At 43.0% G+C, this 12,823-nt stretch carries 13 protein-coding genes; 6 read left to right on the top strand and 7 right to left on the bottom strand.

The window, feature by feature from the left end:
• Positions 1-12 precede the first annotated feature (12 nt).
• The 7 genes from phhA to pspA form a co-directional block, all read right to left on the bottom strand.
• Positions 13-810: a phenylalanine 4-monooxygenase gene (phhA, locus tag PSH48_RS09450; RefSeq protein WP_029774298.1), complete on the bottom strand. Its 798-nt coding sequence runs from the start codon at positions 808-810 to the stop codon at positions 13-15.
• 237 nt (positions 811-1,047) lie between these two features.
• A complete protein-coding gene (megL, locus tag PSH48_RS09445; protein ID WP_273611434.1) occupies positions 1,048-2,229 on the bottom strand; it encodes a methionine gamma-lyase in 1,182 nt (393 codons plus the stop codon).
• A 145-nt stretch (positions 2,230-2,374) separates the two neighbouring features.
• Positions 2,375-3,403 (bottom strand): TIGR01620 family protein, encoded by a 1,029-nt coding sequence (locus tag PSH48_RS09440; RefSeq protein ID WP_273611433.1) that lies wholly within the window; start codon positions 3,401-3,403, stop codon positions 2,375-2,377.
• Positions 3,400-4,824, bottom strand: coding sequence for a YcjX family protein (locus PSH48_RS09435; RefSeq protein ID WP_273611432.1), 1,425 nt, complete (start codon positions 4,822-4,824; stop codon positions 3,400-3,402). The genes PSH48_RS09440 and PSH48_RS09435 overlap by 4 nt, the downstream gene beginning before the upstream one ends.
• 57 nt (positions 4,825-4,881) lie before the next feature.
• Entirely contained in the window at positions 4,882-5,283 is a 402-nt protein-coding gene (gene pspC / locus PSH48_RS09430) for an envelope stress response membrane protein PspC (RefSeq protein WP_004586908.1), read from the bottom strand.
• Positions 5,280-5,513 (bottom strand): envelope stress response membrane protein PspB, encoded by a 234-nt coding sequence (gene pspB, locus PSH48_RS09425; protein WP_004586907.1) that lies wholly within the window; start codon positions 5,511-5,513, stop codon positions 5,280-5,282. The genes pspC and pspB overlap by 4 nt, the downstream gene beginning before the upstream one ends.
• A gap of 67 nt (positions 5,514-5,580) precedes the next feature.
• Positions 5,581-6,240 carry a phage shock protein PspA gene (gene pspA / locus PSH48_RS09420; RefSeq protein ID WP_004586906.1) on the bottom strand — a complete coding sequence of 220 codons (660 nt, stop codon included), beginning with the start codon at positions 6,238-6,240 and terminating at the stop codon, positions 5,581-5,583.
• 186 nt (positions 6,241-6,426) lie between these two features.
• On the opposite strand from pspA, the gene pspF reads away from it, so the two are divergent.
• Genes pspF through PSH48_RS09390 form a run of 6 tightly spaced genes read left to right on the top strand, consistent with a single transcriptional unit; the run spans position 6,427 to position 12,782 of the window.
• Positions 6,427-7,491, top strand: a complete 1,065-nt coding sequence (gene pspF, locus PSH48_RS09415; protein WP_055253116.1) for a phage shock protein operon transcriptional activator — start codon at positions 6,427-6,429, stop codon at positions 7,489-7,491.
• 15 nt (positions 7,492-7,506) lie between these two features.
• The gene (locus PSH48_RS09410) at positions 7,507-9,114 is read left to right on the top strand and encodes an ABC transporter substrate-binding protein (RefSeq protein ID WP_096041404.1); all 1,608 of its coding nucleotides are present in this window, start codon (positions 7,507-7,509) and stop codon (positions 9,112-9,114) included.
• Positions 9,114-10,148 (top strand): ABC transporter permease, encoded by a 1,035-nt coding sequence (locus PSH48_RS09405; RefSeq protein WP_096041403.1) that lies wholly within the window; start codon positions 9,114-9,116, stop codon positions 10,146-10,148. Before PSH48_RS09410 ends, PSH48_RS09405 begins: the two co-directional genes overlap by 1 nt.
• Positions 10,135-11,028, top strand: coding sequence for an ABC transporter permease subunit (locus PSH48_RS09400; RefSeq protein ID WP_024033801.1), 894 nt, complete (start codon positions 10,135-10,137; stop codon positions 11,026-11,028). The genes PSH48_RS09405 and PSH48_RS09400 overlap by 14 nt, the downstream gene beginning before the upstream one ends.
• A complete protein-coding gene (locus PSH48_RS09395) occupies positions 11,029-12,021 on the top strand; it encodes a peptide ABC transporter ATP-binding protein (RefSeq protein WP_004586901.1) in 993 nt (330 codons plus the stop codon).
• Positions 12,021-12,782 carry an ATP-binding cassette domain-containing protein gene (locus PSH48_RS09390; RefSeq protein ID WP_004586900.1) on the top strand — a complete coding sequence of 254 codons (762 nt, stop codon included), beginning with the start codon at positions 12,021-12,023 and terminating at the stop codon, positions 12,780-12,782. Before PSH48_RS09395 ends, PSH48_RS09390 begins: the two co-directional genes overlap by 1 nt.
• Positions 12,783-12,823: the final 41 nt, after the last annotated feature.

Genomic DNA, 12,823 nt, shown 5'->3' with positions numbered 1-12,823 from the left:
TTTAAATTAAAGTTAACCGGCTAATTTTTCTTTAGGTGGAAATTTTGGGTCGTGCAAACCAAGCGCTTTAGCTTGCTCAACCAAAGTCATAATATCCATTTGCGATATATCAAACAGATCATGAATCGAATTTATGGTGTAGTACTGTGGTTGCATAATATCAATGCGGTACGGCGTACGAAGCACATCAATTACGCTCATAGGCGTTATCTCTGGTGTATCTGAATACACGTACTGGGTTTCACCCGGGCTTGATAATATACCACCGCCGTATATACGCAGGCCGTTTTCGGTTTGCATTAAACCAAACTCAACCGTAAACCAATACATACGTGCAAGGTATACACGATCTTTTTTCTGCGCTGCATACCCTAATTGGCCGTATTTGTGTGTGAATTCGGCAAAGTCAGGGTTTGTTAGCATAGCGCAGTGGCCAAATATTTCATGGAAAATGTCAGGCTCTTGCAGGTAGTCAAACTCTTCTCGGCTACGAATAAACGTCGCTACCGGAAATTGTTTGTTTGCCAATAACCTAAAAAATTCATCAAAATCGATAAGCGCAGGTACAGGCGCTACTTGCCAACCGGTGGTGGCAAGAAGCACTTCGTTAAGTTCGCTTAACTGCGGAATACGATCGTGTGGTAGGTTTATTTTTTTTAGCCCATCCATGTACTCATCACAAGCTTTGCCTTCTATGCACGCAAGTTGGCGCGTAACAAGCTCAGACCAAATTTTATTTTCTTCTTCGCTCCAATGAATAACACCGTTTTCATCGGGTGTTTTAGAGGTGTATTTACTTGCTTTAGCCATAATAACCTTCTTGGGGTTAAGCCCTAAATGTGTGTCAGTGTGATACTCAAGATTACTGAATATCTAATGCAGCCATACTATGCAAAAGTGAAGAAAAGTTTAATAGTTAGACGGATATCTACATTTAGCACGATCCCCTAAAGTGTATAGTTAAAATTACACCACCGGCATTAATATTATACACCCACTAAATTAAAGGCGTTAAGGGTAAATTAAACTGTACAGAAATAAATACACCTAACAAATTAATGTAAAAGCTTGGTTTAAGTCGTCAATAATATCGTTAACATCTTCAAGCCCTACAGAGAGTCTTATTAAGCCATCACTTATGCCTGCGGCTGCTCGCTCCTCGGGTGTGTAAGGGGAATGCGTCATTGATGCGGGGTGCTGAATAAGCGTTTCGGCATCACCTAAACTTACAGCAAGTGTGCAAAGCTTCATGCTATCTATAAACTGCGATCCTTGAGCAAGGCTGCCTTTAATTTCAAATGCAATAACGCCGCCAGCGGCTTTCATTTGCTTGCCTATATATTTGTTGCCAGGGTGCGATTTAAGCCCAGGGTAATAAACAATATTAACCTGTGGGTGCGCCTCTAAATATTCGGCAACCGTTTGCGCGCTTTGGCAATGGCGCTCCATGCGTATAGCTAAAGTTTTTAATCCGCGATTAATAAGCCATGCGTCGTGCGGGCTTATGGTGGCACCAATATCTTTAAGTACCGTCATTTTTATTAAGGTAATGTACTCATGCGTTCCACACACAAGCCCCGCTACTACATCGCCATGGCCGTTTAAGTACTTAGTGGCACTGTGCACAATAATATCTATGCCGTACTGCTTAGGTGATTGCAGCAGTGGCGTTAAAAAGGTGTTGTCGACCACACTAATTAAATTATGTTGCTTAGCGAGCGCGCCAATTAAGGCTAAATCAATGACTGCCATTGTGGGGTTGATTGGCGTTTCTACAAATATCATTTTTGAATTAGGTTTTATAGCAGCGCGAAGCTCGCCCTCGTTGGTCATATCAACAAAAGTTACTTCAATTCCCCAGCGCGGTAACATGTGAGCAAAAAACGCAAAAGTACATCCATACAATGCACTTGATGCAATTAAATGATCGCCCTGCGATAAAAAGCTTAATACCGACGCCGATACAGCACCCATACCTGTGGCGGTAGCAGCAGCAGCTTCGCAGCCCTCTAACTGTGCTACTTTTTGCTCAAGTTCGGTGGTGGTTGGGTTACCTAGGCGGGTGTAAATATAACCGGGCTCATCGCCTGCAAAACGCGCGGCACCTTGTGCTGCATTTTCAAAATGAAAGGTAGAGGTTTGATACAAAGGCGACGTGAGTGCGCCATGCGGATCGTTTGCTTTTTGCGGGCCATGAATACATTGGGTATTAATATGCTGCTTGCTCATTGTGTGCTCTCGTTTTTATTATGTATGTCAATTACATAAATAAAACGCACCGCAGTTTAAATCACAAGCATGCCGGATGCTCAGATGGCTATTTGTGCAAAAACCGCTCAGCGCGGTTTTGTACACAAATATTGCCACTGCTACTTTAGGACGTTGGCTCGGCCTTTTTACGGCTCATGATTTTGCTGGCAATGCTTTGCACTGTGCCTTTTAACAAGCTGCGTTTGTTTTCAAGCTTTGGTAATGGGCGGCTAAGCTCCATTGCTTTGTAACCAATACGTGCTGTAAAAATACCGGCGCTTACACCTTGCGCTGCACGTCCCGAGAGCTTACCTAAAAGCTCAGCACTGAGTGCTGTGGCTGCTAAATCAGATACAAGTTCAGCACTGCCTACAAACATAACTTGCTTTATAAGCATACGGTAGAGCTTAATGCGGCTTGCGTAACCGAAACCAATGCCATAAATTTTACCAATTTGCTCTATTAATTTAGTACCGCGCCAAAGCACCGCCATCATGTCCACCAGCGCAAGGGGGCTCAAGGCAACAAGCAACGCTGACTCTGTCGCAAAGCGGTTTATAAGCTTTTTAGCTTGCGTGTCTTGCGTTATAAGCAAGCTATTTGCGTAAAGGGTCATTATTTCCTTATCGCTATGATGGGTAGCCACTTGGCTTTTAAACGCTTCGAAGTTGTCTAGTTGTTGGTGCTTGTTTAGTTTTTCAAGCCAGGGTAATGCGCCACCTACTTGCTCACTATTTAAAAGTCTGTCGGCTTCTTGGCGGTGTAATTGATTACGCTTTAAACTGCGCAGCATTCTGTATTCGCGCCATAGCATGCGCCCAATTAGCAACACACCGCTTACCACCGCCGTTAAATACACGCCGCCTAAAATGACCGACTGCTGAAACGCAAACACTAACGAATAAGCAAACTCAAGTAGCACTAACACTAAAAAGCTTACAGCAAACACCCCTTTAAGCGTTTGCCATTTAGATTTTTTATATACTGGCTCTAGGTCTATTTCTTCATCAAGAAGTTCATCTTCAGGCTCTTCAATGTATTCACTTTGACCCTGGGTAATTATTTTTGCAGGAGCAAGCGTCGCCTCAACCTGCTCATCAGCTTGGCTATCAATTCGCCTACCTGCTTGAAAAGTTTGCTGTGTGTCGTTCATGATAATTTGTCTCCTAACAAGTACTGCATCACATGATCAAGGCGAACATGCTTAAGTTGCTTATCGGGGTTTGGCATAGGCGCAAACGATAAAAACTCAAAGCCCTGCGCTGGCCACTCATTTTTATTAAGCATGCGCTTTGGTGGCTGTGGGGGTAAATAAGTAAGCCAATCTTGCTCGTTTAATGGTTTACCATAAATACAATCAAGCGTTTGGCCTTTATCGGCCACTTGGCGCGGCTGCGTTGCTGCAATTGACGACATTGCCATGGTTTCTATTTGTACGCCATCAAACTTTAAGTGATTACTTTGCTCATGCACTAGCGAGTCAAGTAGTAGTGCTAAGTCTTTATGGTGCTTTGCACTTATGTGATCTGACTTATTTGCAGCAAACAGTATTTTATCTATGCTGGGTTTAAATAAACGCTTAAAAAAACCCGACTCGCCATAATTAAAATGTGCGAGTAATTGGTTTATTACACTACTTTGCTCTTGGAGTGTTTCGTGGCCTTCGTTTAAAGCGCTGAGTACGTCTACCAACACAATTTGGCGGTCAAAGTGTTTAAAGTGCTCATTATAAAATGGCTTAACCACCTCTTTTACATAGGCGTTAAAGCGCTTAATTAAATGCGCTAAGTTAGAGCCTGCCACTACCTCATCACTTTTAATATGCTGCGCATTTACCGGAAAAAACAACAAAAGCGGCGCACCTTGTAAGTCGCCAGGCATTAGCATGCGCCCAGGTTGTAACATGGCAAGCTTAGTATCTTTTTTAAGGCCCACCAGCATACTTTGATAAAGCGCTGCAATGTGTGCAAGCAAGCCTTCATCTACAGGCGCATTTAAATCAAGCTGTTCAAGCGCGTTTAAAAATTCAGTAGAGGTATTCACACGCGGGTGCTGTAGTAACAGCGGGTATTGTTGCTCGCACCACTGACTATAGCTTTGCTCAAGCATAGGTAAATCAAGTAGCCATTCACCCGGGTAGTCGATAATATCTAAATACAGCGTAGATTGCGGCGAAAAATGCCCACGCAACCCTGATGCGCTTTGGTATTTAATCGCTAAACGCAGAGTATTAATACGCTCGGTTGATGCAGGCCATGCAGGCATCCCATCAGTTGGGAGCAAGGCATTAAGCGCGCGCGAGTAGTCAAACGTAGGCACTTTTAACGCCTCTTGCGGCACCACTTTGGTGGCTATATGGCGGTGCTCTCGCATTACATCAAAAAACGGTAAGTTTTTATCATCGCTTTGTGTTGTAAGGTGCTTAACAAGTGCGGTAATAAACGCGGTTTTACCACTGCCACTTAGACCGGTTACGGCCAATTTTACGTGTTGATCTAAACTGCGATGAAGGGCTTTTTGGGCTGAACCTTTAATACTTTTAAAGGTTTTTTTGGCAAATGAAGTGCTACTCATAATGGGCTAGCACTTCATTGATGCTGTTAATCACCGAACAAAGTGCTATTAAATCCTTTAAAGTTTGTTGATTTCACGGCTAACCGTAAACTCGCTTGAAGTAACATGGCGCTCCATATCTTGAAGACGCGTGTCTATTCGCGTTAAACGCTCTTTTAAGTCTTGCAATGCGCGGCGCGGTGGCTCGCCTTTTTGCCATACTTTAAATTTAACTTCTAGCGGATCGTCAGTTTTAGTTGAGCTACTAGTATGTATAGTTGTGGGGTCTTTTTTATCTAAAATAAACCACGCTGCAATATACGCTACCACAAATAATGGGCCACCCGTTAGCAGTACCGCACTAACAAAAATAATGCGAACTAACCATAACTCCATATTAAAGTAGTCACTTAATCCCGCACATACACCGGCGATTTTGCCGCGCTGTGGGTCTCTTAATAATTCGCGTTTGGCACTCATACTTTGCGTCTCCATTGTGGTGACTCTTGATCGAGTAATGCTTCAAGGGTTTCTACTCTATCAGCCATTTTTTCGGCCTTGTGGGCAAGTTCCAATAACTGGCGATGTTCATGCTCACTTAACCCTTGGCTCACTTGCTTTTTGCTACGGTAGTGCAAAATTAACCACAGTGGCGCAACAAAAATCATGAACAAGATAAATGGTGCAATTAGTATCTCTGGATCAAACATAATCCTCTCCTGACAATCCGTAATCGATGTTTTAAGCAGTGGGGCACTTTAAGTACCCCTTTATAAGTTATTTATCAGCTAGCTTCTTTTTAAGTTCGGCAAGCTCATCATCTATCTTTTCATTTTTTTGTAGGTCGGCAATTTCATCTGCAAGCGACTTTTTACCTAAATCGTAAGACTCTATTTGAGATTCTAGTCCATCAATTTTAGTTTCGTAGCGCTCAAAGCGATTAAGTGCATCTTCTACTTTAGAGCTATCAAGGGCTTTTTTCACTTCAAGGCGCGACTCAGCCGAACGTTGACGTAAAATAATTGCCTTTTGACGTGCTTTAGCATCGGCTAGCTTTTCTTGTAGAGTGGTGACTTCTTGCTGAAGTTTCTCAATGTGAGACTCTACATGCTCAAGCTCAGACTCTACTGCTGCAACTGCTTCTGCCGATTTTTGCTTTTCAAGTAATGCTGAACGCGCTAAATCGTCGCGGTCTTTACTTAATGCAAGCTCTGCTTTGTCTTGCCAATCGCTTACTTGTGCTTTTAGTGTGTCTACACGACGTACTAATTCTTTTTTCTCAGCCAGTGTTTTAGCTGACGTAGAGCGCACCTCTACCAATGTGTCTTCCATCTCTTGGATAATAAGACGAACCATTTTTTCTGGGTCTTCTGCTTTATCTAAAATGGCATTGATATTAGAATTAACAATGTCTGCAAAACGCGAAAAAATTCCCATAACATTTACCTCTGTAATATAAACTTAGTTGGTCTGCTGTAACTAGTATCAATATGCTTGCCAACTTTTTAAAATCTAAAATACACTTTATTTTCATTAAGTTAAACTAAATATACAAATTCCTTTAGTTATCCCTGATTATGAAATACACTAACTGTTAGCAAAAATGACCAAGAGTTAGGAAAAATGAGCCAATATCGCCAACAGGATAATTTACTCGGCCAATCTGATAGCTTTTTAGCTGTACTTGATCAGGTATCGCAGTTAGCTAATTTAGATAAGCCAGTGCTTATTATTGGCGAGCGAGGAACCGGTAAAGAGCTTATAGCCGCCCGTTTACACTTTTTATCAAAGCGTTGGGATCAAAACTACGTAAAGCTTAACTGTGCAGCCCTTAACGAAAACCTCCTCGAAAGCGAATTATTTGGTCATGAAAGTGGGGCTTTTACCGGGGCAAGTAAACGTCACGAAGGTCGCTTTGAGCGCGCTAACAGCGGTACCTTATTTTTAGATGAGCTGGCTAATACGTCGGCCATGGTACAAGAAAAGCTTCTGCGCGTTATAGAATACGGTGAATTTGAGCGGGTTGGTGGTAAACACACCGTAAAGGTAGATACTCGTTTAGTGTGTGCCACCAACGAAGATTTACCCCACCTTGCTGAACAGGGCGAATTTAGAAGTGACTTACTTGACCGCTTAGCCTTTGATGTAATTACCCTGCCACCACTGCGCGAACGTCAAGACGATATTATGCTACTCGCTGAGCAATTTGCCATGAATATGGCACGCGATTTAGAGTGGGAGTTATTTAGTGGCTTTACCCGCAGCGCCACCGAAACCCTGCTAAATTACGATTGGCCGGGTAATATACGCGAGCTTAAAAATGTAGTTGAGCGAAGTTTGTATCGTCATGGTAATGAACATATTCCCGTTCACCAGATTATTTTAGACCCATTTGAAAGCCGTTTTAGACCCAAAGCACGCATTAAAGCTCCTATTGCAACACCGGTTGCCCCAGCTGAGCCTACAACACTAGCCACACCTGTTAGCGAGCTTAGTAACGAGCTTAGCGCCCCAATTGAATTTCCGTGTAGCTTAAAAGAGCGCTCTAACGAATTTGAAATAAATATGATTAATAAAGCCCTTGAGCATAGCCAATTTAATCAAAAGAAAACTGCAGAAGTACTCGGTTTAACGTATCATCAATTACGTGGTTATCTTAAAAAATACAATTTATTAGAAGATAAATAGTTAGAGGTTATGCGAGTGCATAAAATACTACTTGTTTTACTAGCCAGCACCTTAACAGGCTGCTTTGATAGTAAAGAAGAAATTATAGAAGAGAAAAACCAAGGCCTCGTTTATTGCGCCGAAGCGAACCCTGTGTCGTTTAATCCGCAAGTAACAACCACTGGCTCAACTATTGATATTATTGCTAATCAGTTATTTGACCGTTTAATTAGTATTGACCCTGTTACTGCTGATTTTAAAAGTGAGCTGGCAACCGATTGGAAAATTAGCAACGATGGAAAGTCGGTCACCTTTACGCTGCGTAAAGGCGTAAAATTTCATTCTACCTCGTACTTTACCCCTACTCGCGATTTTAACGCTGATGATGTTATTTTTACCTTTAGCCGATTATTTGACGTGTACAACCCGTACCATTTTGTAGGCGATGCAAACTACCCGTATTTTCAAAGTGTGGGGCTCGATCAGCTTATTCGTAAAATTGTACGCGTGTCTGACTATCAAGTGCGCTTTGAGCTATTTCACCCAGAAAGCAGTTTTTTAACGAACATGGCCACCGACTTTGCCGTGGTGCTGTCGCAAGAATACGCAATGCAATTAAAAGCGCGAGATCAAACTAATTTATTTGATCAGTACCCTATTGGCACAGGCCCCTACATATACAAAGAGTACCGACGCGATCACTTAGTGCGCTTTTACCGCAACCCCCTATATTGGAAGCACGATGTTGCCCTTGAACAGCTGGTTTACGACATTACGACAAACGGCACTACGCGCATAGCAAAAATGCTCACTAAAGAGTGCGATGTAACCGCCCATCCAAGTAGCGCACAACTGAGTATTTTAGCGCAACGAGACGATATAAACGTTGAAAAAGAAACCAATTTAAATATTGGTTATTGGGCCTTTAATACTGAGCGAGCCCCTTTTGATGACATTAGAGTGCGCAGAGCCCTTGCGCATGCAATTGATATAGACAAAATAATGCAAGCCGTTTATTACGGTAATGGTATACGCGCGCAATCTATTTTACCGCCGACTTCGTGGGGCTTTGAACCACAAGAAAACATGCCTATGTTTGACCCTGAGCTGGCTAAAAAACTACTCATAGAAGCGGGGTTACCGAATGGCTTTGATATGACCATTTGGGCAATGCCGGTGAGTCGAATATACAACCCTAATGCCCGCAAAATGGCTGAGCTGATGCAAAGCGATTTACGCAAAATAGGTGTTAATGTGAGTATTGTTGAGTACGAGTGGAATACTTTTATTCAGCGTATAGGTGAGCACCGCCATGATAGCGTATTACTCGGCTGGGCTGCCGATACCCCCGATCCAGATAACTTTTTTAGCCCATTGCTAAGCTGCACTGCCACTTTTAGCGGTAAAAACCCAGCCAATTGGTGTAACCCGCAGTTTGACTTATTGCTTACCCAAGCGCTCGACACCACCGATTTAAGCTTACGCAAACAGTATTACGATCAGGTTCAAGCGCTCATTGTAGATCAGCTCCCGCTGGTCCCTATTGCTCATGGTATGCGTTTTCAAGCAAATAGTGCCGATGTAGAAGGGATAACCCTTGGCCCATTTGGGGCGATTTCACTCGCAAATGCGAGGAAAAAATAATGATACTAGATTATATATTACGCCGCCTTGGCTTGTTTTTATTCATGATTTTAATGCTAAGCATATTTACCTTTTCGCTTAGCTACTTGTTCCCAGGGGATCCGCTCAGCAACCTAAGTGGCATTCCTACCGGTAATTTTTCTCAGCACAGTGAGCTTGAAGATAAATACATGTATGACAGCAACTACGTTATGCAGTATTTAGCGTTTTTAGGGCGTATATTCCAAGGTGACTGGGGCGTGTCGTTTGCCTCGGGAGATAACGTTTTTCAGCACATTTTAGATTTAATTCCAGCAACTTTAGAGCTGTGTGTTTATGCGCTTATTGTATCGGTTGTGGTAGGTGTACCAGCGGGCATTTTGGCCTCAGCGTACACACGCCGTTGGCCAGATAAATTAATTAGCTCTACCACCATGATTGGTTACTCTATTCCGGTTTTTTGGTTAGCGCTGTTACTTATTATGATTTTTTCGCTCAAACTGGGCTGGTTTCCTATGTCGGGTAGAATGGGGTTACTATTTGAAATACCGCCTAATACCGGGTTTATATTAATCGATATTATGCTCGCAGGCTTCCCCTACAAAGGTGAAGCATTTATAGATGCACTGCATCACTTAACACTGCCAACCATAGTACTGGCCATGTTTCCTACCACTGTTTTAGTGCGCTTTACCCGCGACTCTATGCTTAAAGTAATGGATCAAAGCTTTATAAAAACAGCCAGGGCAAAAGGCCTTAATCGCCGCCAATTAATCATGCATCATGCGCTGCGCAATGCGCTATTGCCGGTAATAAAACAAATAGGACTGCAATTTAGTACGCTTATTACGCTTGCCATGATAACCGAAGTTATTTTTTCTTGGCCTGGTATTGGCCGTTGGCTAATCGATAGTATTTACCAACGAGACTACCCTGCTATTCAAGGCGGTTTAATGGCGGTGTCTATGTTTGTTATTATTGCCACTATTGTTGCCGAGCTTACATATACTCTGTTCGACCCAATTTCGCGGAATCAGGCACATGGTAAAGTTTAAATTATTTTCTGAAGAGTCGAATAAATCGCCGCTGGCGCGTTTTTGGCGCAAATTTAAAAACAATCACCCCGCCTTGGTGGGGTTATGGATTTTTATGGCGTTTGCGCTATTGGCCGCCAGTGCGCCCTTTTTAGCGCCGTATGGGGTTAACCAGCAACATAGCGATGCTTTACTTATACCGCCATCATGGCGTGAAATGGGCGATGTGCGCTTTATTTTAGGCACCGATGATTTAGGACGCGATGTACTATCGCGCTTGATGAATGGCGCAACTTACACGTTTGGCTTATCGGTGGTGGCTGCCTTTATTACTACCATTATTGGTGTGCTTGTTGGCACTTTTGCCGGCATTAGCCGCGGCCTGCGCTCAAGCTTTTTAAATCACTTGCTTGATATCACGCTCTCTATTCCGTCTTTGCTATTAGCGATTATTATTATCGCAGTGCTTGGGCCGGGCTTAATGAATACAGTGTGGGCCATTATACTGGCGTTATTACCGCAATTTATTCACTCTATTCGTAATTTAATTGTTGATGAGCTAAGCAAAGACTACATTACCGCTTTTAGGCTTGATGGTGCCTCTAACTGGCATATTTTGTCGCGGGGTATTTTTCCTAATATTTATGAGCACATTGTAGTTATTTTTACCACCGCGCTTTCTACTGCTATTTTAGATATTGCTGCCTTAGGCTTTTTAAAACTTGGTGCGCAGCCCCCTACAACCGAATGGGGCGCCATACTGGCTGAGAATTTAGGCCTTATATATTTAGCACCTTGGACCGTTGCGCTACCGGGTGTATTATTATTTTTAGCGGTTTTGTCTACCAATTTAGTAGGTGATGGCCTACGAAAAGTGCTTAAAGCACGTAAGGCTGATTAAATGCAATTACTCGACGTTAGAAATTTAACCATAGAGCTGCGTACCTCTGAAACGGTGATTCGCGCTGTAGATAGAGTCAGCTTTAGCCTAAAAGAAGGTGAAGTACATGGCTTGGTGGGTGAGTCGGGCTCTGGTAAAAGCTTAATAGCCAAAGCCATTGTTGGGGTACTTAACGAACGCTGGCATATAACAGCCGATAGAATGCATTGGCGCGGTGTTGATTTAATGCGCTTAACCCCAGAGCAACGCAGAAAAACAGTCAGCCAAGACATTGCGATGATTTACCAAGACCCTAGCCGCTGCCTTGACCCGACCGCTAAAATATTTGACCAAATAGCCGAAACACTGCCTGAAACATCCACTAAAGGCTTTTTTTTAAAGCGCAATAGAGAACGTAAAGACCGCGTAAAAGCACTTATCCATAAAGTGGGTATTAAAAACCACGACGCTGTGCTTGATAGTTACCCGCACGAGCTATCAGAAGGCGTGTGCCAAAAGGTCATGATTGCCATGGCCATAGCGCGCACTCCTAAGCTACTAATTGCTGATGAGCCGACTACAGCGCTTGAAAGCACCACTCGTGCACAGGTATTTAGGTTGCTAAAAAGCTTAAATCAATTAAAAAATATGTCTATTTTGATGATTTCTCATGAGCTTGAAGAAATAGCCGACTGGTCGCACGGTATTCATGTTTTATATTGTGGGCAAATGGTTGAAGCCGGCCCAACGCAACGTATTTTTCGCCAGCCTCGCCACCCTTACACGCAAGCGTTATTAAAAAGCTTACCCAATTATGAGCAAGGCTTAGCACACAAAGAACCCTTTTATGCACTTAAAGGCACTATCCCTACTTTGCAACATTTACCTATAGGTTGCCGATTAGGCCCACGCTGCCCTCAAGCACAAAAAGAATGTGTAATTACCCCTGCACTTACTAAGCACCATGGGCACAGCTATGCGTGTCATTTTCCGCTTATTAAGGAGATGAAGTAATGCAACCGGTATTAAAAGTACAAGCGCTTTGTAAAACCTTTAACATACGTGCTGGTTTATTTAGCCGCAAAAAATTTGAGGTACTAAAAAATATCTCTTTTTGTGTGGGCAAAGGCGAAACAATCGCAGTAATCGGTGAAACCGGTGCGGGTAAAAGTACACTCGCTAAATTACTCGCAGGGGCCGATAGCGCTGACAGTGGGCAAATTTTATTAGAAAGTAACATTATTGAAGATGACGGCGTGCGCGATGATCAATGTCGACATATCCGCATGATATTCCAAGACTCCGCTGCCTCGCTCAATCCGGGTCTCACCATAGGTGATATGCTAGATGATTGCTTGCAGTATAATACCGATTCAGACCAACTGGCTCGCCAAGAAAAAATAGATGCCACGCTTTCTAAAGTGGGGCTGCTAATCGATCATCAACATTATTACCCTCACATGTTTAGTGTAGGCCAATTGCAGCGTGTAGCGTTGGCGCGGGCGCTCATTTTAGACCCTAAAGTGGTGGTGCTTGATGAAGCGCTGTCGGCTTTAGATCCCTCCGTTCGTGCGCAAACAGTTAACTTATTACTTAAGCTGCAAAAAGAAACCGGTCTAACTTATGTACTCATTACGCACCATTTAAGTTTAGTGCGCCACATCAGCGATCAGCTAGTAGTGCTTGAAAAAGGTGAGGTAGTAGAATATGGGCGTACCGAAGAGGTGTTTCAAAATCCGCAATCAAAAGTAACACAGCGCCTAATTTGCTGTTAATTCAAAGCTTATATTTATAAGCAATACTGCCTAATCATTTT

It is taken from the genome of Pseudoalteromonas sp. Angola-4, assembly GCF_028599265.1.
GTDB classification, from domain to species: domain Bacteria; phylum Pseudomonadota; class Gammaproteobacteria; order Enterobacterales; family Alteromonadaceae; genus Pseudoalteromonas; species Pseudoalteromonas atlantica.
The sequence above is the reverse complement of the archived record's forward strand: the minus strand, read 5'-3'. Positions and strand labels throughout refer to the sequence as shown.

Bases quoted from the DNA above. Each gene is read 5' to 3' on its own strand.
- PSH48_RS09390 (WP_004586900.1), top strand. From the start codon at position 12,021: ATGCAACCGGTATTAAAAGTACAAGCGCTTTGTAAAACCTTTAACATA.
- pspC (WP_004586908.1), bottom strand. From the start codon at position 5,283: ATGAGTGCCAAACGCGAATTATTAAGAGACCCACAGCGCGGCAAAATC.
- megL (WP_273611434.1), bottom strand. From the start codon at position 2,229: ATGAGCAAGCAGCATATTAATACCCAATGTATTCATGGCCCGCAAAAA.
- PSH48_RS09400 (WP_024033801.1), top strand. From the start codon at position 10,135: ATGGTAAAGTTTAAATTATTTTCTGAAGAGTCGAATAAATCGCCGCTG.
- pspF (WP_055253116.1), top strand. From the start codon at position 6,427: ATGAGCCAATATCGCCAACAGGATAATTTACTCGGCCAATCTGATAGC.
- phhA (WP_029774298.1), bottom strand. From the start codon at position 810: ATGGCTAAAGCAAGTAAATACACCTCTAAAACACCCGATGAAAACGGT.
- PSH48_RS09395 (WP_004586901.1), top strand. From the start codon at position 11,029: ATGCAATTACTCGACGTTAGAAATTTAACCATAGAGCTGCGTACCTCT.
- PSH48_RS09405 (WP_096041403.1), top strand. From the start codon at position 9,114: ATGATACTAGATTATATATTACGCCGCCTTGGCTTGTTTTTATTCATG.
- PSH48_RS09440 (WP_273611433.1), bottom strand. From the start codon at position 3,403: ATGAACGACACACAGCAAACTTTTCAAGCAGGTAGGCGAATTGATAGC.
- PSH48_RS09435 (WP_273611432.1), bottom strand. From the start codon at position 4,824: ATGAGTAGCACTTCATTTGCCAAAAAAACCTTTAAAAGTATTAAAGGT.
- pspB (WP_004586907.1), bottom strand. From the start codon at position 5,513: ATGTTTGATCCAGAGATACTAATTGCACCATTTATCTTGTTCATGATT.
- pspA (WP_004586906.1), bottom strand. From the start codon at position 6,240: ATGGGAATTTTTTCGCGTTTTGCAGACATTGTTAATTCTAATATCAAT.